Annotated in this window: 16 protein-coding genes; 9 read left to right on the top strand and 7 right to left on the bottom strand. The window is 50.8% G+C overall.

What is annotated here, in order from left to right:
* Positions 1-54: 54 nt before the first annotated feature.
* Complete coding sequence (locus tag C3B51_RS02270) at positions 55-930, bottom strand: LysR family transcriptional regulator (protein WP_130244032.1); 876 nt, start codon at positions 928-930, stop codon at positions 55-57.
* A 152-nt stretch (positions 931-1082) separates the two neighbouring features.
* On the opposite strand from C3B51_RS02270, the gene C3B51_RS02275 reads away from it, so the two are divergent.
* From C3B51_RS02275 to C3B51_RS02285, 3 genes are all read left to right on the top strand, one after another.
* The gene (locus C3B51_RS02275; RefSeq protein WP_130244033.1) at positions 1083-2237 is read left to right on the top strand and encodes an iron-containing alcohol dehydrogenase; all 1155 of its coding nucleotides are present in this window, start codon (positions 1083-1085) and stop codon (positions 2235-2237) included.
* Between the two features lie 114 nt (positions 2238-2351).
* Entirely contained in the window at positions 2352-2996 is a 645-nt protein-coding gene (locus C3B51_RS02280) for a cytochrome b/b6 domain-containing protein (protein ID WP_130244034.1), read from the top strand.
* Positions 2997-3131: 135 nt separating this feature from the next.
* The gene (locus C3B51_RS02285) at positions 3132-3824 is read left to right on the top strand and encodes a DUF3581 family protein (RefSeq protein ID WP_125716691.1); all 693 of its coding nucleotides are present in this window, start codon (positions 3132-3134) and stop codon (positions 3822-3824) included.
* A 59-nt stretch (positions 3825-3883) separates the two neighbouring features.
* On the opposite strand, the gene C3B51_RS02290 is transcribed toward C3B51_RS02285, so the two are convergent.
* Entirely contained in the window at positions 3884-5062 is a 1179-nt protein-coding gene (locus C3B51_RS02290) for a DcaP family trimeric outer membrane transporter (RefSeq protein ID WP_125716690.1), read from the bottom strand.
* 311 nt (positions 5063-5373) lie between these two features.
* Here C3B51_RS02290 and acs point away from each other — a divergent pair, with 311 nt between their 5' ends.
* Together acs and C3B51_RS02300 are read left to right on the top strand one after the other, a co-directional pair.
* A complete protein-coding gene (gene acs, locus C3B51_RS02295; protein ID WP_130244035.1) occupies positions 5374-7311 on the top strand; it encodes an acetate--CoA ligase in 1938 nt (645 codons plus the stop codon).
* A gap of 86 nt (positions 7312-7397) precedes the next feature.
* A complete protein-coding gene (locus tag C3B51_RS02300) occupies positions 7398-8051 on the top strand; it encodes a LuxR C-terminal-related transcriptional regulator (RefSeq protein ID WP_125716688.1) in 654 nt (217 codons plus the stop codon).
* A gap of 57 nt (positions 8052-8108) precedes the next feature.
* Here C3B51_RS02300 and purU read toward each other — a convergent pair whose 3' ends face one another.
* Entirely contained in the window at positions 8109-8939 is an 831-nt protein-coding gene (purU, locus tag C3B51_RS02305) for a formyltetrahydrofolate deformylase (protein WP_125716687.1), read from the bottom strand.
* 276 nt (positions 8940-9215) lie between these two features.
* On the opposite strand from purU, the gene C3B51_RS02310 reads away from it, so the two are divergent.
* From C3B51_RS02310 to C3B51_RS02325, 4 genes are all read left to right on the top strand, one after another.
* Positions 9216-12782 carry an amino acid adenylation domain-containing protein gene (locus C3B51_RS02310; protein WP_130244036.1) on the top strand — a complete coding sequence of 1189 codons (3567 nt, stop codon included), beginning with the start codon at positions 9216-9218 and terminating at the stop codon, positions 12780-12782.
* 65 nt (positions 12783-12847) lie between these two features.
* Positions 12848-13339, top strand: coding sequence for a DUF1579 domain-containing protein (locus tag C3B51_RS02315; RefSeq protein ID WP_240701835.1), 492 nt, complete (start codon positions 12848-12850; stop codon positions 13337-13339).
* A gap of 170 nt (positions 13340-13509) precedes the next feature.
* The gene (locus C3B51_RS02320) at positions 13510-15663 is read left to right on the top strand and encodes a M3 family metallopeptidase (RefSeq protein WP_130244037.1); all 2154 of its coding nucleotides are present in this window, start codon (positions 13510-13512) and stop codon (positions 15661-15663) included.
* A gap of 120 nt (positions 15664-15783) precedes the next feature.
* Positions 15784-16458 carry a DUF1826 domain-containing protein gene (locus C3B51_RS02325; RefSeq protein WP_130244038.1) on the top strand — a complete coding sequence of 225 codons (675 nt, stop codon included), beginning with the start codon at positions 15784-15786 and terminating at the stop codon, positions 16456-16458.
* Positions 16459-16631: 173 nt separating this feature from the next.
* Here the strand turns inward: C3B51_RS02325 and C3B51_RS02330 are convergent, their stop codons facing one another.
* The 4 genes from C3B51_RS02330 to C3B51_RS02345 all read right to left on the bottom strand — a co-directional run bounded on the left by C3B51_RS02330 (position 16632) and on the right by C3B51_RS02345 (position 19776).
* Positions 16632-17021, bottom strand: coding sequence for a MerC domain-containing protein (locus C3B51_RS02330; RefSeq protein WP_130244039.1), 390 nt, complete (start codon positions 17019-17021; stop codon positions 16632-16634).
* Between the two features lie 112 nt (positions 17022-17133).
* A complete protein-coding gene (locus C3B51_RS02335; protein ID WP_130244040.1) occupies positions 17134-17505 on the bottom strand; it encodes a hypothetical protein in 372 nt (123 codons plus the stop codon).
* A 47-nt stretch (positions 17506-17552) separates the two neighbouring features.
* Positions 17553-18149, bottom strand: coding sequence for a hypothetical protein (locus C3B51_RS02340; protein WP_130244041.1), 597 nt, complete (start codon positions 18147-18149; stop codon positions 17553-17555).
* A gap of 127 nt (positions 18150-18276) precedes the next feature.
* Positions 18277-19776 carry a calcium-binding protein gene (locus tag C3B51_RS02345; protein ID WP_130244042.1) on the bottom strand — a complete coding sequence of 500 codons (1500 nt, stop codon included), beginning with the start codon at positions 19774-19776 and terminating at the stop codon, positions 18277-18279.
* Positions 19777-19973: the final 197 nt, after the last annotated feature.

The raw sequence follows: 19973 nt of genomic DNA on the forward strand, positions 1-19973 counted from the left end.
CCGTCAAATTGAACAGGTATTGAGTGAAATTGGTATTCTTCAGTCAATCGCTCGCTAGTCGGTCGACGTATTAAAGCGATCTAATAGAAAATCAATGAGTAAGCGCACACGGTACGGCATCAGATCTTTACGCGGGTAAACCAGCCAGGAGGCATTATCTGTGACCTGGAACTCGTCCAGCAAAGTGATCAGCGCGCCCGAAGCAAGATGCGGTTCAACAATATCACGCGCCAGGTGTGAAATGCCAAGACCTTGCAGACAGGCCTGTAACAGCGCGTGCGGGTGATTGGTCCGCCAGTTCCCGCTGACTTTAACTTCCTCAATGTTGTCGTCGATGGTAAAGCGCCAGCGGTTATTGGCAGCCAGCAGGCAGTTGTGCTGACTCAGCTCGTGAGGGTGTGTGGGCACCGGGTGGTGATTAAGGTAATCTGGACTGGCAACCAAAGTCATGGGTCTGGGGGTTAGTTTTCTTGCTATCAGGCTGGAGTCGCGCATGCGACCAAAGCGAATGGCCAGGTCAAAGCCGTCCTCAACCAAATCGACATTACGGTTATTAAAATCAATCTCTACGGTGACTTCAGGGTATTGAAGGCAAAACTCTGCTATCACCGGGGCGACGCTGTTGGCTACAAAATCCCCGGCACCGGTAATACGTATGTGCCCTTTGGGGATCTGCTGGCCACCGAGCAGCTGATCGTTGGCCTCGCTAAGCTCCTGCTGGATCAGCTTGAGCTTAGCGGCATAGTGCTTGCCCGCATCAGTGAGATTAATACTGCGTGTCGTGCGTTGCAGTAATAGGGTGCCCAGTCGCTGCTCCAGCTGCTGGATCTGACGACTGACATGAGAGGTTGATACATCCAGCGCCAGCGCGGCTTTGCTGAAGCTGCCATGTTCTACAACGGCGAGAAAGATATCCAGACCCTGCCACATTTTTATCTCTCCAGTGCAAGTAATGGCAATATAATATTTGCATTGTTGCTGTATGGCAAAATTAATTTGCCAGCCAACTAATGATCCTCACTCGCAGGCAGGCTAGACTGAACGTCGTTTTATATCGAGTCACAAATTAACAGGAACAGAGCATGTTGAATTTCAGTTTTCACAATCCAACGCAGATCCTATTCGGAGAAGGTCAGATAGGGGCAATGTCCGACAGTATTCCTGCGGATGCCAAAGTGTTAGTCATTTATGGCGGCGGCAGTATTAAAAGTAACGGGATTTACCAGCAGGTGAGCGAGGCGCTGGCCAACCACAACTGGGGCGAGTTCAGTGGCATTGAGCCAAATCCCAGCTATCAGACCTGCATGCAGGCGGTGGAGCTGATCCGTGCACAGGGCTATACCTACTTACTGGCTGTGGGTGGCGGCTCGGTCATTGATGGCAGTAAGTTTATCGCGGCGGCAGCTGAGTTTGACGGTGAGCCGTGGGATATTCTTGCCAAAGGCGCTGAAATCAAGTCTGCACTGGACTTGGGTGTTGTATTAACCCTGCCTGCAACTGGCTCGGAGTCGAACAGCTTTAGTGTGGTCTCGAACAAAGAAACCAATGACAAACTGCCATTTGCGTCGCCTAAGGTGCAGCCTAAGTTTGCGGTCTTAGATCCTCAGGTCATGGCCTCACTGCCTGAGCGCCAGCTTATCAATGGCGTGGTTGACCCGTTTGTCCATGTTATGGAGCAATACCTGACTTACCCCATTGATGCAAAAGTACAAGACCGTTTTGCCGAAGGCCTGTTGCTGACCTTGATGGAAGAAGGGCCTAAGTTGTTCTCTGAGCAAGTGGATTATAAAGTCCGTGCCAATGTAATGTGGTCAGCAACTATGGCACTTAATGGCCTGATCGGCTCTGGCGTGCCGCAGGACTGGGGGACGCACATGATTGGCCATGAACTGACTGCGGTTTACGGCTTAGATCACGCGCAGACGCTGGCGGTTGTGTTACCCCGTATGATGCACGAGCAGCGTGATGCTAAGCGTGGCAAACTGCTGCAATACGCCGAGCGTGTTATGGGACTGGATATCAGCGATGAAGAGCAGGCCATTGATCTGGCCATTGAGAAGACCGAAGCCTTCTTCCAGTCTCTGGGTATGAAAACCCGCCTAAGTGACTATGGTGTAGGCGCAGATGCAGTCGATAAAATCGTGGCACAGCTTGAACGTCACGGTATGACTGCACTGGGTGAACATCAGCAGGTTGACCTGGCGAAATCACGCGCTATTTTGGCGGCGTGTTTGTAAGACTAATCTCACTGTTTGGGGCGGTGAGCGCAAATCATCGCCCTGTCTTCACGTATTTCACCCGCCTGTGATACCCTGCGCTGGTCTAAAGCAAAATCACTCGGGGTAAATAGTATGGCAACAAAAGTTTGGGACGGATTCATACGGGGCTTTCACTGGCTACTGGTTATCGGTATCGCGGTGTTGTACTTCAGTGGCGAAGAAGGCTGGCTGGAAGTGCACTTTGTAACTGGCTATCTGTTACTGGCGCTGATGGCGACGCGTCTTATCTGGGGCATCATCGGCAGTCAGACGGCAAAGCTCAATAGCTTATTCCACTCACCCAAAGCGATTCTCGCTTCATTCAAATCGACCGCAACCTATGTGGGTCATAACCCGGCAGGCAGCCTGATGGTGCTGGCTTTCTTTGTGCTGATCAGTGTGCAACTTGTCTCCGGTTTATTTACCACCGACGATATCTTGGTTGAAGGGCCGCTGGTGGCGCATGTGCCTTACAGCTGGGCCGAGCTTGCGGGTGATATACACCATACCAATATTGATATTCTGCTGATTGCGATTGCTGTGCATATTAGTGCCATTGTCATTTATCGTCTGAGAGGCAAAAACCTGGTTAAACCATTGCTTACGGGCAACACGGCAGAGCCTGTATCATCTGCGCCTACTATGCGTAGCGGGCTGATCGCCTATGGTATTTTTGTTGTGCTCAGCGCAATACTCCTGTTGACGTGGGGCTATGAGCCGCTAATGGCTTTGTTTTAATTCTGTTAAGTTGCTGCAATTGCTAAACTTTTAACAGGTTAACACGTCATTTTAAGGAAACTTAAACAGATATGACCTCTGTTGGTCATAATTCTGCTAACATAGCGCGATTTTAAAGCAATACAGAAGTGAATTATGCTAACTCCTTATTACCAGCAAGAAATGGATAACGTGGCGATTAGCCGCGAGCAGGCCAGCCAGTTCGCTAAACAGGTGGCGGATGACTTTAACCCTTTGCACGATGTGGATGCCAAGAAATTCTGTGTACCGGGCGATTTGCTGTTCTCATTGGTTCTGGAACGCTATGGTGTGAGTGAGAATATGCACTTTGACTTTGTGGGCATGGTCGATGAAACCAGCCGTCTGCATTTTCCACCTATGAGCGATGCCTTTGATATTACCTCAGATGACAAAGTGATGTTGTCGGTAAAACGCAGTGGTGAGCGCAAGCAGTGTGACAGCCTGACCAACAGCCTGATCCGCAACTACGTCGAATTCTCTGGCACCACGTTTCCGCATGTGATCATTCCGCTGATGGCTAAGCAAGATGTGATGATTAACCCGGCGCGTCCTATGGTGATCTATGAGTCTATGTCTATCCACCTTGACAGGTTAGACATAGAGTCGGTTACACTGCAACCGGCAGAACCTGAGTTTTCTTACGAGGGCAAACGCGGCAAAATTGTACTGCGGTTTAATCTTTTCCATGGCGATGAGCGCGTTGGCCAGGGCGAGAAGCACATGGTGGTTGCAGGCGTACGCGAATACTGTCAGGAAGCGGTCGATAAGCTGATTGAGTATTATAACGAGCGCAAAGCCACGCTATAAGTGTGTCGGACACCGTTGAGTCAAAAAAGCCCGCAGATGCGGGCTTTTTGCTTAGGAGCTTAAAAAACATATTTCACGGAGAACTGGAGCCGGTCCAGATCGCCTTCTGCACCGCTTTCTGTTTCGCGCTTCGCAATCTTATATTCCGCACCAAAGGTGAGCTTTTTCACCGGAGAGTAGAGAATATTGGCGCTATAACTGGTCGTCGACTCGGTTGGATCGACCGTGACGCCGAGTAAGTTTTTGTCGTTGTCAGCCGAGAAGAAAGAATACAGGAAGGTTGAGCGCCACTGTGAGTTCCAGTAATGCTGGTAGGCAACAAAGCCCGAGGTCGAATCAATCGCATGCAGGTCTTTGCCGTCATAGACTGCGCCATGGGCCGCATTGAGGCCGACATAGCGACCCAGTCCCTGACCCTGAGTCAGCATAAACTTCAGGTTATTATCACCAAAATTTACCCGACCAGAGGCACTTAGCCCAAATGAGGTTTCGCTCTCATCTGCCGTTGCAACTTTATAGGTTAGCTCGCGACCTAACGCGGCAACCACCAGGTGACCCCAGTCCGCTTTATAGGTATAACGGGCGGTAAAGTCAGGCATAGTGGCATCATCGGTGACAACACGGGCGCCACCTTCCGAGGTGACGGTGCTTTCCGGGTTCTCCGCAGAGAAAGACCAGTTGCCTATGGTGTACTTGGCCATGGCCTGGCGCACGAACACAGTACCATCTGCCGGACCAACAAAGTCGAGGGTTTCCGGCAGTGCGCTAACATTCTGGAAGTTAGACCAGGCCTGACCAAACAACCAGCCTTTATAGGTGACATAGGCCTGGCGGATCCTCGGTGAGTAAGAGTTGGTCACGCGCTCGTTACCACCCGTTGAGGCGATAAAATCCAGCTCAATTTTGGTTTTAATGCTGCTGCCGTCATCGAGCTTAGTATCCGTGGCAAAGTTGAAGCGGGACTGACGTGCGTGCATATCAAAAACGGCATCTTTGGGCTCACCGCCACTTACCGGGGTGGTGCCTGGCACATAGAAATCCCGGCCAATATGCTGAGAGGGCAGGCTGCCATCAGAAAAGTCGCTCCAGATAGCGTCCAGTTTAATGTATCCACCATATTTTACCTCGGTACTGCCCAGCTCCGCGGCGTTAACACTGGATATAAGCAGGCCGCTGAGTAGTGCACTTTGCACGGCCAGGGCGCTGAGCGTTAAATGGTTTTTTCTTGCTGTTGTCATAGTTGAATTCCTGTTTGCATTGCTCCGGGTTGCGCAGACAAACCCCGGGTGAGATCAGCGAAAGTGCCTCTTACCCCTCAATGTTGTTGATGGCGGCTTTTTACTCAATTAACCTTTGGTCTATACGACTAAGGTGGAATAGCACAATAAAGCACCGCAGATTGCACGTCGCAGACCCGCAGCAGTGCCCGGCTCGTCTACTATGTTTGCAATACAGGTGCAAGTACAACTAAGGTCTAATACTTAATATAAAAAGAGTGGGCGATCCTTGGTGAATCGCCGTCTGGCCAAAAATCAACATGGAGATGACTATGTCACAGAGCATTTATCCGGTTCCTGAAGCCATCAGGAGCGCAGCGCTGGTAGATAACGATCAATATACAAAATTATACCAACAATCCATTGACGATCCTCAGGCATTCTGGGCCGAGCACGGTAAGCGCCTTGACTGGTTTACCCCCTACAGCAAAGTAAAGAACACCTCTTTTGACAAAGGCCATATCAGCATTAAATGGTACGAAGACGGTGTGCTCAACGCCTCTTATAACTGTATTGACCGCCACCTTAAAGATAACGCAGATAAAGTCGCGCTGATCTGGGAAGGTGACGACCCAACGCAAAGTGAGCACATTACTTTCCAGCAACTGCACGATGAAGTGGCCAAGCTTGCCAATGGCCTGAAAAAATTGGGCGTACAAAAAGGTGACCGTGTTGCCATCTATATGCCAATGACCCCTCAGGCGATTTACGCCATGCAGGCGTGCGCCCGTATTGGTGCGATTCATTCGGTTGTATTCGGTGGTTTCTCGCCATCAGCCATTGCGGATCGGATCAAAGACTCAGGCGCCAAAGTGGTGATCACCTCTGATGAAGGCCGTCGCGGCGGTAACTGTGTGCCGCTCAAAGCCAATGTCGATGAGGCGGTCAGTCAGGATGGCGTCAGCATTGAGCATGTGATTGTGCATCAGCTCACCGGTGGTGAAGTAGAATGGCAGGCACACGATGTCTGGTGGCATGAGCTAGTGGCGGACGTCGCCAGTGAATGTGAACCAGAGCCGATGAATGCCGAAGATCCTTTGTTTATCCTTTACACATCTGGCTCAACCGGCCAACCAAAAGGGGTGGTACATACCACAGGGGGCTATCTGGTGTATTCCTCCATGACGCACGAGTATGTCTTTGATGTCAAAGCCGATGATGTTTACTGGTGTACCGCCGATGTGGGTTGGATCACCGGTCACAGCTACATGGCCTATGGCCCGCTGGTGAATGGTTGTACTCAGGTGATTTTTGAAGGTATCCCGACTTATCCAAGCTCCGGTCGCATCGGCGAAGTGGTGGATAAACACAATGTCACCATTTTATATACTGCGCCGACTGCTATCCGTGCGCTGATGGCCAAAGGCGATGAGCCAGTAGCCAGCTCGAAACGCACCAGCTTACGGATCATGGGTTCGGTGGGTGAGCCAATCAACCCGGAAGCCTGGAGCTGGTACTACGAAAAAATTGGTAACAGCCAGTGCCCCATCGTAGATACCTGGTGGCAGACAGAGACCGGCGGCATCATGATCACACCATTACCGGGAGCGACGGATATGAAACCGGGCTCGGCGACGCGTCCTTTCTTTGGCATTGCTCCGGCCTTGTTCGACGCAGAGGGCAACACGCTTGAGGGCGCAGCTGAAGGCAACCTAGTGATCCTGGATAGCTGGCCATCTCAGGCGCGTACGGTTTATGGTGACCACGAGCGTTTTGAGCAAACTTACTTCTCAGCCTATCCGGGCGTGTACTTTACCGGTGATGGGTGTCGTCGTGATGAAGATGGTTATTACTGGATCACGGGTCGTGTGGATGATGTGCTGAATGTCTCTGGGCACCGTTTAGGTACCGCAGAGATTGAAAGCGCGCTGGTAGCACACGAAGCCGTTGCAGAGGCCGCCGTCGTGGGTTATCCGCACGATATTAAGGGGCAGGGCATTTATGTGTATGTGACACCGAACGAAGGCGTTGCAGTCACAGACGAGTTGACCAAAGAAGTGCGTAACTGGGTACGTAAAGAGCTTAGCCCAATTGCTTCACCGGATATGATCCAATGGTCACCCGGTCTGCCGAAAACGCGTTCGGGTAAAATCATGCGCCGTATTTTGCGTAAAATTGCCGCCAATGAGTATCAGCAACTGGGCGATACCTCGACTTTAGCTGACCCAAGTGTGGTCGATGAATTGATCGAAAACAGACTAAACCGTTAATTGAGCGTTAATCGCTTGAATTATGACAAAATATTGACCTACTATATCGGCTGTCGAGATGACAGCCGATTTTTTAGGAGCCAGGCATGAACCAGTTTTTAATTGCGGACGATCACCCTTTGTTTCGCGAAGCATTAAAAGGGGCACTGCAAAACCAGTTTGACGGGTTGGAGATTTTTGAGTCTGAAAACTTTGAGCAAACCTTGCAACAATTATCCGAACAGGACGAGCTGGATCTGCTGTTGTTGGATTTACATATGCCGGGGAGTGGCGATTTATACGGCCTGATCCGCATTCGAGAGGATTATCCGAGTTTGCCTATTGTGGTGGTCTCGGGCAGTGAAGACCTCAATGTCATTTCTAAAGTGATGGGCTATGGGGCCATGGGCTTTATTCCTAAGGCGTCTTCATCAAAGGAAATTGTCGAGGCACTCAATCAGGTGCTAGAGGGAGATGTCTGGATACCAGCCAGCCTCAAAGATCAGATTGCCGAGCTCGACGGAGAAGACAAGCAGCTGGCACAGCAAATTGCGTCACTGACACCACAACAATACAAGGTGTTGCAATATCTGCACGAAGGGCTGCTCAACAAGCAAATTGCCTATGAGCTGAATATTTCAGAGGCCACGGTTAAGGCACACATTACGGCGATATTCCGTAAACTGGGGGTCTACAACCGTACTCAGGCGGTATTAATTGCCGCTAAGCTGCAACTGGAGCCGCTCGATAGCCAGAGTTAGCCAGCCATTACTAAAGTTAGACGCCAGCACAAACATGCTGGCGTTTTTGCTATTGCGCTAGGCAAAAACCACGGTTTTATTGCCATTAATAAACAGCTTATGTTCCGCGGCCAGTTGAATGGCTTTGCAGAACACTACTTTTTCAATATCCCGGCCCATTTTCGCCATGGCCTCTGCGCTATCGGCATGACTCACCTGAGTAACGTCCTGCATGATGATCGGACCTTCGTCTAATTCGTCGTTGACGAAGTGTGCCGTGGCGCCAATGATTTTTACCCCGCGCTCAAACGCCTGGTGGTAAGGTTTTGCACCAATAAAGGCGGGTAAAAACGAGTGGTGAATATTAATGATCTGATTGCTAAAACGGGCAACAAACTGTGGGCTGAGCACCCGCATATATTTGGCCAGGCCGATAAAGTCGGGCTGGTATTGCTCAATGACCTGAGCCATTGCATCGTCATGCTGTTCACGTGTCAGCCCCTGGTGTGATACCAGATGAAACGGCACGCCAAAGCCTTCTACCAGCGGCTTCAGGGTGTCGTAGTTGGCGATTACAGCCTGAATTTCAACGTTAAAGGCATTTTCGTATTGTTTTAGCAGCATGCCACCCAGGCAGTGGGCTTCTTTGGTGGCAAGCAGCACCACTTTGGTTTTTTCATTGCCATGTAAATGCACTTGCGCACCGTCTGGCAAAACACTGCGCAGCTGCGGTAAAAACTGCTCACCAACATCACCGGTCAGCTCTGTGCGCATAAAAAAGCGCTCGCCTGCTTTGTCCACAAATTCATTGTTGCGCACTATGTTCAGATTGTGCTCGTAACATAGTCCGGTAACCTTGGCGATTAATCCCACATCATCACGACACTGGGTTGTTAAAACAATACTCATATCCTCATTCCACGTGTACTTTTACTAAATATCCACCTTACTCCGCTGGGCGTAAAAAACAACCAGACAAAAGTCCGCTGTCGCTACAACTTTCGGGCTACTGGTATCTTTGTGTTAATTAATGCTAGTGTTAATGTTGATTTTATGTGTATAAATAAGGGCGCTTTGCGCGCCTGCTGTCATATCAAACACCCATTAGGTCGTTAAGCTGACCTGACTCATTCGGTGTCCGATTGAATATCGACCAGCCTGATAATAACAACAAAGGAAATAATTATGAGCCACGTACCGGACTCGTTCGCCTCACCTAAGCATTTGCAATCGCAAAGTAAAAGTGCAACGAATGACGTGCAGCCTGAGCACGATTCAGTTTTCGCTTCATTTGCTGCCCGGGCGCAGCGCCACCCTCAAAAAACTGCCCTGATCGATGGCGTACTGGAAGTAAGCTATCAAACATTATTGCACCGAGCAGAGGCGATTGCCGCTAAACTGGCTGGCAGCGGCATTGTGCCCGGTGCATTGGTCGGTGTGTGTATGGAGCGCAGCTGGGAGCTTGCGGCCACTTTGCTGGGTGTGCTCAGAGCGGGTTGCGCTTATGTGCCGCTGGATCCGGCCTATCCGCGTGCCCGAATTGACTATATGCTGGCACACAGTAAAGCTGCGGCGGTGATTGTGGATGGCAGCGCGTCGGCCGAGTCATGTCAAAGAGCGAGCACCCACATTTTGCTGGCTGATATAGATGATGCGCGGCTGTCTCTGCCAGTATTTGCCTGTGATGCTCAAGCACTGGCTTATGTGATTTATACCTCGGGGTCGACTGGCGAGCCAAAAGGGGTGGCGGTCACACAAAATAATGTCCTTGCAATGTGCACGGCCATGGGGGAGTTACTTTGTGAGGAAGAACTGAGCGGTGTGCTGGCCGCCACCTCAGTGTGTTTTGACCCGTCAGTGATGGAAATTATCGGTACGCTGTTGCTCGGTGGTACGGTGGTGCTGGCAAAAAACATTCTGGCATTACCTGATTTACAGCGCATTGATAAGGTCAGAACCTGTATTGCCGTGCCTTCAGCCATTCGGGCCATGCTCAGTGGCTATACCCTGCCCAATACGTTGCGTTGCGTGATTTTTGGTGGTGAGGTGCTCAGTCCCGCATTGGTTAAACAGGTTTATAGTCAGCAGCCTGGCCTGCGGGTGATCAATGTCTATGGTCCTACCGAAGACACGGTTTTTTCGACGGCTGCACAACTGCATCCGGGCATAGCAGAGATCACCATTGGTCAGCTTGTCGCAAATACCCGCGCTTACGTGCTGGATAAAGCCTTACAGCCGGTTGCTGAGGGTGAAGTGGGTGAGCTTTATCTTGCAGGAGACAAGCTGGCGGCGGGTTACCTGTTTGATAAACCGCGCACAGATGCGCGCTTCGTTACCCCTGCACCAGACAGTGGTATTAAAGAGTCGCGCTTATATAAAACGGGTGATGTGTGCCAGTGGACCAAACATGGCGAATTGCGCTTTATATCCCGCGTGGATCAGCAGGTTAAAATCCGTGGCTTTCGCATTGAGCTGGAAGAAGTAGAGGCGGTGCTATGTACTATGCCGGGTATCGCGGCGGCTGCTGTGAAGGTGTTGGAAAGAGAAAACCGACAGACCAGATTACAAGCCTGTGTTGTCTGTCAGCAGGGCGAGATACTCAGCCCGGATGTCATTTTATCCTTCGTGGCCCGTCATCTGCCAAACCATATGGTTCCACACAGTGTCTGCTTTGTTGATGCATTACCTTATTTGCCGAACGGCAAGCTGGCTCGCAGCCGTTTACCAGATATACCAGCAGTTCAAGGGCTGCGGGGAGCAGACAAAGCTGGCAATTCAGAACATGCAGTGGTTGCGGTTATCTGCAAAGAGCTAAGCACTTTGCTTGGCCATGGCGTTGATGCTGTGCTGTCGCAAACCTTTGAGCAGGCAGGGCTGGATTCATTAACGACGCTGGAGTTGAGCAATCGTCTGAGCAATGTATTGAATGTAACTTGCTCCGTGCAGGCAATTTATGAATTTAATACACCTCAGCGCCTGGCTCAGCATCTGCTGAGTTTAAGCGCGGGTGGATCATTAACGGCCCCGCAGAGCCCGTTGCGCGATACGCTCGAAGAGCTGCAATTTCAATTGCGCGCCAGTCATCCCCCTTTTGCTTTGGCCAAGGCACCGTCGTGGTCGGCCGCGGATAAAAGCAAGCTAGTTCAGGCTGCCACTCAGATGGTGAGTGAGCGTCGCGCTAATCCGTACAGTAAGGTGCTGCGTACTGGAAGTGGTACGCGCGGTACGGTCGCTGATGCCCGGCACAGCGAGGCGCGTGAGTCGATTATCTGGACCACCAACTTATATCTGGGGCTGAATCGCGATGCTGCGGTTATTGACGCTGCACATCAGGCTATCACTGAGTTTGGCACTGGCATGGGCACCTCTGCGGCGGCGTCTGGGTTAACGGATCTGCATTTGGCCTTTGAACAAGAGTTTGCCAGCCTGGTGGGCAAACCCGCCGCTTGTTTATTTCCAACGGGCTATACCGCCAACGTCGGAGCGGTAGCGGGATTATTGGGAGAAAACGATGTGGTGGTTATCGATCAGCTCTGCCATGCCTCTATCGTTGATGGCGCACGGTTATGCGGCGCCAAAGTGCGTACTTTTAAACACAATGACGTTAACGATCTGGCCTCAGTGCTTGACACTGAGACGTCTCCCTATCGCACTGTGTTAGTGATTATCGAGGGCGTGTACAGCATGGGCGAAGGTGCGGCGCCTGTGGCCGAGATCGTGCGCACAGCTAAACGTTATCAGGCACTGGTACTGGTTGATGAAGCGCACTCCTTTGGGTTTTATGGTGAGCGTGGCGCCGGGATCTGCGCTGAGCAGGGAGTAAGCGGGGATGTTGACTTTATTATGACCACGCTGAGCAAATCGCTCGGCAGCCTGGGCGGTGTGGTTGCGACCAGTGCGGAGTATGTGGAGCTGTTAAAGGCTTCGTCCAGGGCCTATATTTTTCAGGCTTCAGTGAGTCCGGCAGACATTGCCGCGGCGCTTGCGGCACTGCAGCGGATCCGTGAGGATGACTCATTGCGTGAACGGTTGTGGGACACCGCCCGTTATATGCGAGCCCAATTCAGTGCTGCCGGGTTTGATTTGGGCAGTGGGGATGGGCCCATTGTGACCCCACATTTTGGCGACAAAGACAGGCTGTATGCAATCGTGCAGCGATTGTTTGAAAAGGGCATTCAGGCCTCAGCCGTGACTTATCCGATAGTCGAGACCGGTCGCGGGCGGTTGCGCTTTATCTGCTCCGCTGCACATACCAAAGACGATGTCGATGCGACGCTGGTGGCGCTACAAGACGCCGTACAAGAAGTGGATGCCGTGTTGTTGAGCAGGTCTTCGACGCCTGAGTCAAAGTGCACGGTTGAGGCAATTAAACTGGATAACTGGTGGGCCGCATTTTTGGCCTATCTGCAACGTTGGCAAAAGGCGCAGCCCGGTAAGGTGGCAGACTTACAACTGGAGATCAGCACACCGAGCAGCAGACATACGCTGACCTTGTTGCAGGGCACCGTCAGCGCGAACAGTAAAATCATGGCGCAGTTACCCATATGCCGCATACATTTCTTGACGTCAGAGGCTGTTGCTGCGCTAACAGACGCGGATGTACAGCAGGTGTTGCAGAGTGTATGTGACGGTGAATGCGAGCTGAGTGGTCAGAGCGAAGTATTCAGCTGGCTAATGGGCCGTTTGCTGGCATTTACCGGCGAGCCAAAACCAGCCACTGTGATGTCTGAAATTGTCGAGATTTCGTCATAATTACACTGTTTACTTATACAGTGCCACTGCTAGAGTAGTGTGCAATTAAGATAATGAAATAAGGGATGATGATGCTTCAAACCAACGCACCAGGCGCACCCGGCGACTTCAATTTTATGATTGGCCAATGGTCGGTACAGCACCGCCGCCGGAAGGACATACTCAATGGCGGCGATGAGTGGATAGAGTTCAAAGGGGAGTCATCAACGCTCAACACGCTGGGCGGATTTGGCAATGTGGAAGACAATCACCTGCATTTTCCTGAGGGCTCCGTACGGGCAAAGGCGATTCGTTCATATAACGAGCGCACCGGACAGTGGTCAATCTGGTGGCTGGATGGACGTAATCCCGGCATGCTGGATACGCCGGTGGTAGGGGAGTTTAGCAATGGCGTGGGGCGCTTTTATGCCGACGAGGAGTATCTCGGAGAAGCCATTAAAGTACGCTTTATCTGGGATGTCACTAATCCGGAGCAGCCGACCTGGACACAGGCTTTTTCCAAAGATGGTGGGGGAAGCTGGGAAACCAACTGGGAGATGACGTTTACCCGCCTCTAACAATTAAAGCACATCCACGCTCCGTATTGTGTGGATGTGCAGGTCACCTTCACGTTTCACCACAGTTTGTACCCAACTCATATAAGGGTCTGTTTAGCGCAACAAAGATTGTTGATTGTTTTGTTATATTATAGCATGTTTGTTCTATTTTACAGATGAGAGAAACAACGATGAAAAAGTTGCTAGCACTGGCGGTGAGTTCCGCCTTACTTGTAACGGCCTGCACGGGCGGGGATCGTACTTCAGGCTTGCAAAAAGGCGTAGCCTCTGCGACGGTAACTGAAGGCAACCCACTACTGGTATCGAGCACATTGCAATATCAATCACCAGATTTTAATACCATCAGCGACGCACACTTCGCGCCAGCGTTTGAACAGGGCATGGCTGAGCAAATGACTGAAGTGAATGCGATTATCAGCCAAGCTGATCCTGCCAGTTTTAGTAATACCATTGTTGCGCTGGAGCGAAGTGGTGAATTACTAAAGCGGACCCAGGCGATATTCTTTAACCTGTCAGGCACCGATTCTAATCCAGAGCGCCGGGCACTGCAGTCTGAACTGGCCCCCAAACTGGCTGGCCACTACGACAATATTTATCTGAACAAAGCATTGTACGAACGTGTGGCACAGGTTTACGGACAGCGTAATGCGCTTAATCTGAGTGCAGAAGAAAAACGCCTGACAGAAGTCTATTACAAGCAATTTGTCAGAGCGGGTGCCAAGCTGACAGACGCGCAGCAAACAGAGATCCGTGAGATCAATGCGGCTTTGTCGTCGTTGACCACAAAGTTCTCGCAGCATCTGCTGGCCATGTCTAAAAACAACGTGGTACTGGTTGAAGACAAAGCAAAACTGGCAGGCCTGACAGATGCACATATCGCGCAGCTGGCACAAGCGGCTGAACAAGCCGGGCATCCGGGGCAGTATCTGATCAAAATTACCAATACTACGCGACAGCCTATTCTGGCCAAGCTCGAAGATCGTTTGTTACGTGAGCAAGTATGGCGCGCATCCGCTTATCGTGGTTTAAAAGGTGAAAACAACAATCGTGAAATTGTCGCCCAGCTGGCACAGCTCAGAGCAAAGAAGGCGGCACTGCTGGGCTATGAGAGCTGGGCACATTACGGCCTGGATGAACAAATGGCCAAAGCACCCACCGCAGTATATGACATGTTTGCCAGCATGGTGCCTGCTTTGCTGAAAAACGTTGAGGCCGAAGCGCAAGCCATCAAAGATAAAATTCGCGCCACGGGCGGCGATTTTGAACTACAGGCCTGGGACTGGTTGTACTATGCCGACAAGGTTCGTCAGGATAAATTCGATTTGGATGAATCCGAGGTTAAAGCCTACTTTGAATTTAATCGCGTACTGGAAGATGGCCTGTTCTTTACCATGGAGCGTTTGTATGGTGTCACCTTTAAGCCACGTAACGATATTCCGGTTTATCACCCGGATGTGAAAGCCTACGAAGTCTTTGATGCCGATGGTACCAGCCTGGCACTGTTTATGGCCGACTACTTTGCTCGCGACGGTAAGCGCGGTGGCGCCTGGATGAGCTCATTTGTGAAGCAGTCTGGTCTGGACAAACAACGTCCGGTGGTGGTCAATGTGATGAACATTGAAAAAGCCCCCGAAGGTCAGCCGACTCTGCTGAGCTATTCTGAAACCACTACTATGTTCCACGAACTGGGTCATGGCCTGCACGGCATGCTGTCTCAGGTTAAATATCCCACTTTGTCGGGAACCTCGGTATCCCGCGACTTTGTTGAGTTCCCGTCAACGTTTGAAGAAGACTGGGCTATCCACCCGGAAGTCATTAAGAACTACGCTAAGCATTATCAAACCGGAGCAGCCATTCCGAAGGCATTGCTAGAAAAGGTTGTTGCCAGCCGCAGTTTCAATATGGGTTTTGACACACTGGAATATGTAGCGGCTGCGCTGCTGGATATGGAGTGGCACGCACTGGCAGCGGACGCGCCTTTGCAGGATCTGGTTGAGTTCGAACAAGCTGCGCTGAGCAAGCACGGTGTGAACATCGACTATGTGCCACCCAGATATAAATCGGCTTACTTTGCGCACTCAATGGGGGGCGGCTACTCCGCAGGTTACTATGCCTACATGTGGAGTGAGATCCTGGCGGCGGATGCCTTTGCCTATGTGCAGTCGCAGGGCGGGCTCAATCGCAAGATTGGCAGCCACTATCGTAAGAACATTCTTGAAGTGGGTAACTCCCGCGACCTGATGGAATCTTACAAAGCTTTCCGTGGTGCAGAGCCAACCACCGAAGCGCTGCTTAAGCGCCGCGGACTCAACGTCGCACCATAACTCCCACAACCTAAGGACTACCATAAGGTAGTCCTTGTCCAGCTTGGAATTCTCCGATATGTTATACTGTAACCTTTTTGTGAGTAGCGACCAATCAGGCGCAGATGTAGGAGAAAGACCATGACTAAAGCTTTAGCCGCCAATGACAATCCAGCAATCCCGACCAATCGGTTTGCAGCCATATCCTCTGAGCCGAATATTCTGACGGATATCTATCGCGAAGAAATCAACCTGAGCGTCTGGCAATGTACGCTGACTCAGGCACTTAACTCAGAAGTGGCGGACTTACTGAGCTCGACCAGCGAATTGCAGCTGTCGATTGCCCTGACGCCCGAGCAAGCGATAGACGAGCTGCACGGCGCATCAGCTTTGCTTGTTGATAAGCCTGCACTGAGCGCTCACCTGGCAATGCTGGTGGATATGTTCTGCACGCTGTTTGAACTCAAACGCGCCGGGCTCAGGCTCACTCTTCTCAATAAAGCCATGTGTCCTAAGTTCCATGTTGATCACATCCCGTGTCGGCTGGTGAGCACACTCGGCGGCGTAGCCTCTCAGTGGTTACCGCATGAAAAAGTGGACCGCAGCAAGCTGGGTTTGGGCAGCAAAGGCAAAAAGGATGACGAATCCGGCATTTACACCTGTCAGTCGGACATTCAGCAACTCAATACCGGCGATGTTGCCCTGTTAAAAGGCTCCGGTTGGCTAGGCAATGAAGAGGGCGCACTGGTACATCGCTCTCCGGCACCCGCAGCGGGTGAAACGCGCCTGTTGCTTACCCTGGACTTTATTGACTGAGCAACTAAACCACCGTGTGTTAGTCTTTTTGGTGTACTGGAACATGGCCAGGTGAATGCCTGATCATGAGCGTTTTTAGGTTGGCTGGAGCGCAGAGTAAGAATGGTGTTTAACCTTATACTGGCTGGCTTTTAGCCGCACATTGATTGCGAAGTGCGGCCCTGCAGGGGGGGTTATTGGCAACGCCCCGCCTGACACAGATTAAAGTTTTTATAGTGGCTTATCACCAGCAACACGCTACCCAAAATCGTCAGCAGTTTTTCTCCTTCCTCGGCCATTAAGTCATGGGCAAAAAAGGCGGCGAAGAACAACACCCCAATGCCTGCGCTGCCGTAGCCCAAAATGCGCCACTGATTATGCTTTTTGCACCCCAGGAACAATGCGCTGCCACTGGTGGCCAGTACACCCACCAGCAACCAGCGATGAAATGCTTCATCTGACAAAAAAGTGGCGCCAAACGCCGGGAGCAGGGCAACCAGCAAAGGTACGAATAAGCAATGAATAACGCACATCGCAGACAGGCCGATGGCATATTTGTCTAACCGTTCAGACAGGTTTCTCATGGTTTCTCACCTGATTAACTTTTGCAGCCGCTTATGCAGAGGCATCAAAGAGTGGCTTAGTATAAAAAAGGAGTTGTTATATTATATCAATATTGTGCGATTGAATAGCCTGCTATATCACGGCCACTATTAGCAGTACGCTCACTACAGCAAACAATAACCATGACCAGTGCTTTCCCCTTGATAAAACCAACGCAAGAGCGCTGTGTAACACGAATGTCGCCGCAATGATTTGTAGCAGTATAGTTGGTGTGAATTTGGGAGATGCCAGTGCAATCAACAGTGCTGCAAGCCCCAGCCAGGCAATAGAAGTCAGGTGCCAGGCAAAGCGCAGCGTGCGAATGGTAAAATCGCTACTGCCAAACAGTTCTGGCAAGTTATCGCGCTTAAACAGCCGGATGAGAATAAAGCGCTCGCCCAGATAAGAGTGAGCCAGTGAGACTAAAATGAGCAGCGCAGCGGCGAGATAAAGCAGTACAGTCATAAACAACCTCCTGGTTTGTAAGTTATTACATTAACTTTCTTTTTGGGCTAAGTTCGGCATTGTTCAGGTGTCAGCGTCAGCAAGGTGCACAATGTTGCTCTGATCACGTAATCTGTTACCGGCTGAGTCTTCTGTGGCAGGAATATCTGCCCGCTCTGCACTCTTTTATATATGTTGAAAACTGAAGTCGTATATTGTGTTAGCCGCGTTAACGCTTCTTCCGTCAGGCCATCCTTTGTACAATTAAAATTTACGCTGTGTGTATAGTCACCTTGGTCAAAGCTGGCCTGGATTAGCACTTGGTATGATTCAGATGCCGGGCCTTCATGGGTAAGACTATATTGCATTGGTGTATTCATAACGGATAACTGAAAGGACTGCTGGTATTCCTTATCTGTTGTTCGGGTGGTCGTTAACTCGCTGAAAATAGAGTTGTCTTTCTGGCCTGTCATGGTTGGCCAGTTTCCTGTTGATACGTGATTTCTGCAAGTATGCCAGATCAACTGATAGCCGGGCATCACCACTTGGGTACGAATGAAAGATTCAGTCAGGCGTTCGGTGGCGGGTTGAGCAACGTGTGTTGGTGAGGTCATGCACCCGCTGAGTAAAGCGGGGAGCAGGTAATAACCGGGATGGGTGTTCATAAGATCTCAGTCCTTGGCTCGACAGGCTTTCTTTGTACCTTATTTACACAGATATGGCTATGCCTGACGTGAATGCTTGAGCAATAGTTCCTGACTGGCGTCCTTGCCTGTGAAAACAAAAAATTGACTAACTACAACTAATTGAATCACCATTGCTGTTATAGCAGGTCTCAGTTTGCTGAATAATGTGGCGGCACATATAGGCCACATTGTTTTCCATACAGTTAAAGTAAGTGCCGTAAATACCTGAGCTTCCAACATTATAATCAACCCGCCACTCATAGTAAGAGTATGGCAGCGTTGACTGATCGCTCAGCCAGCGACCAAAGACGGCACTGGATACAATGTCATATAACGGCGTTGGACGTACACCCAGACTACGCCAGCCATTGTTGTAGCCCGAGTATTCACCAGACATTTCAACTACGGCATTGGCAGCGTCATAATAGGGGTTATTGAAGTTGCTTCTCTTATCTACCTTAGACAGCAAGCCCTGATAGTCTTTCACCCAGGTGGTGCCTTCACAGCTGTTCAGAAACACCATGCCTTTGTCATCGCCTTTGCCACAGGTGCCCTGAGGTGCAGCGTCGGCACTCCAGATGTAGTCGGCACTTTTTCCGCCGTGAATTTTGGCTTCAAAGCCACTGGAAGAAGTGATGATCACATCATTGTCTTTACCGCCTTCCTGATTAGAGTTTTCGCTATTGGTAAAGAGGATGTCATCGCCATTGTTACCCCAGGCTTTGTGCCAGCGCAGGCCATTGGGGTTGCTTTCTCCATTTTCGAACAAGGCATCGTTACCATTGCCCCCGTGCAGGCGATCTTCACGGCCACCATTGCCGGTCAGATAGTCGTTACCATCCTCGCCATACAAAGTGTCGTTACCCTTGTCGCCGCTGAGCACATCGTGTCCCGCACCACCGTAGAGTTTATCGCTGCCATCTTTGTTACTGTTGCAGCTGCTTTGCTCATAAATATAACCATTGTTGGCATTGGCAAGACGACAGCCGCCACCGAGGTAGTCATTGTCGTTGCCACCGTAAAGCACATCCGAGCCCTGACCACCCATCAGCAAGTCGCCACCATCATCGCCCCACAGGGTGTCATCGTTGTAATCCCCAAACAGTTTGTCATGGTGATTGCCGCCCTTGAGCTGGTCGTTACCCCAGCCTCCATAGAGCGTGTCGCTGCCGTCTTCACCAAACAACTGGTCGTTACCACTGTTGCCCTTAAGCGTATCGTTGCCCCGGCCACCATAAAGGCGATCGTTTTTATTGCCGGAGATCAGGGTGTCGTTGCCATATTGTCCGTACAAGGTTTGCGGCACCGAAATACTGCTGGCATCGAACGAGTCGGCGCCATTGCCCAGGCGCGCTTCAAGCGCACTGATCTGGCTCATAAAAAAGGTTTCACAGCTACTGCTGCTGCCCACTTTACGGGTCACAGTCAGGGTATCGCCCGATTTACTGAGTGTGAACTGCTCGCTGTGGCGTGAACCTGCAACTTTCAGCGTATCGCCGTCCAGATAAGCCGAGGCACCACCGGCAAGCCCGCTACAGGCCGCCATCGCCTGGCCCGAAGCCGCCAGGGTAACCGCCAGACAGAGCGCATTTAACTTGGTATTCATTGTGAAATCCTTAGATTTTATAGTTTTGGGTTGTTCCTGCCTTAGGGTAGCGGACAAATTTGCACGCAATATGGAGCTGGCGGCTCAGTATAAGAGGATGGATCTGCATATCGCGCTTGGAAAAGTCTCAAGTAGCCATGTACAGACTATTGAAAAATAATCAAAAATCAGACAAGTTATGCAGGACTCAATAAAAA

It is taken from the genome of Pseudoalteromonas rubra, from assembly GCF_004212645.1.
GTDB lineage: Bacteria > Pseudomonadota > Gammaproteobacteria > Enterobacterales > Alteromonadaceae > Pseudoalteromonas > Pseudoalteromonas rubra_G.

Bases quoted from the DNA above. Each gene is read 5' to 3' on its own strand.
- C3B51_RS02270 (WP_130244032.1), bottom strand. From the start codon at position 930: ATGTGGCAGGGTCTGGATATCTTTCTCGCCGTTGTAGAACATGGCAGC.
- C3B51_RS02275 (WP_130244033.1), top strand. From the start codon at position 1,083: ATGTTGAATTTCAGTTTTCACAATCCAACGCAGATCCTATTCGGAGAA.
- C3B51_RS02280 (WP_130244034.1), top strand. From the start codon at position 2,352: ATGGCAACAAAAGTTTGGGACGGATTCATACGGGGCTTTCACTGGCTA.
- C3B51_RS02285 (WP_125716691.1), top strand. From the start codon at position 3,132: ATGCTAACTCCTTATTACCAGCAAGAAATGGATAACGTGGCGATTAGC.
- C3B51_RS02290 (WP_125716690.1), bottom strand. From the start codon at position 5,062: ATGACAACAGCAAGAAAAAACCATTTAACGCTCAGCGCCCTGGCCGTG.
- acs (WP_130244035.1), top strand. From the start codon at position 5,374: ATGTCACAGAGCATTTATCCGGTTCCTGAAGCCATCAGGAGCGCAGCG.
- C3B51_RS02300 (WP_125716688.1), top strand. From the start codon at position 7,398: ATGAACCAGTTTTTAATTGCGGACGATCACCCTTTGTTTCGCGAAGCA.
- purU (WP_125716687.1), bottom strand. From the start codon at position 8,939: ATGAGTATTGTTTTAACAACCCAGTGTCGTGATGATGTGGGATTAATC.
- C3B51_RS02310 (WP_130244036.1), top strand. From the start codon at position 9,216: ATGAGCCACGTACCGGACTCGTTCGCCTCACCTAAGCATTTGCAATCG.
- C3B51_RS02315 (WP_240701835.1), top strand. From the start codon at position 12,848: ATGATGATGCTTCAAACCAACGCACCAGGCGCACCCGGCGACTTCAAT.
- C3B51_RS02320 (WP_130244037.1), top strand. From the start codon at position 13,510: ATGAAAAAGTTGCTAGCACTGGCGGTGAGTTCCGCCTTACTTGTAACG.
- C3B51_RS02325 (WP_130244038.1), top strand. From the start codon at position 15,784: ATGACTAAAGCTTTAGCCGCCAATGACAATCCAGCAATCCCGACCAAT.
- C3B51_RS02330 (WP_130244039.1), bottom strand. From the start codon at position 17,021: ATGAGAAACCTGTCTGAACGGTTAGACAAATATGCCATCGGCCTGTCT.
- C3B51_RS02335 (WP_130244040.1), bottom strand. From the start codon at position 17,505: ATGACTGTACTGCTTTATCTCGCCGCTGCGCTGCTCATTTTAGTCTCA.
- C3B51_RS02340 (WP_130244041.1), bottom strand. From the start codon at position 18,149: ATGAACACCCATCCCGGTTATTACCTGCTCCCCGCTTTACTCAGCGGG.
- C3B51_RS02345 (WP_130244042.1), bottom strand. From the start codon at position 19,776: ATGAATACCAAGTTAAATGCGCTCTGTCTGGCGGTTACCCTGGCGGCT.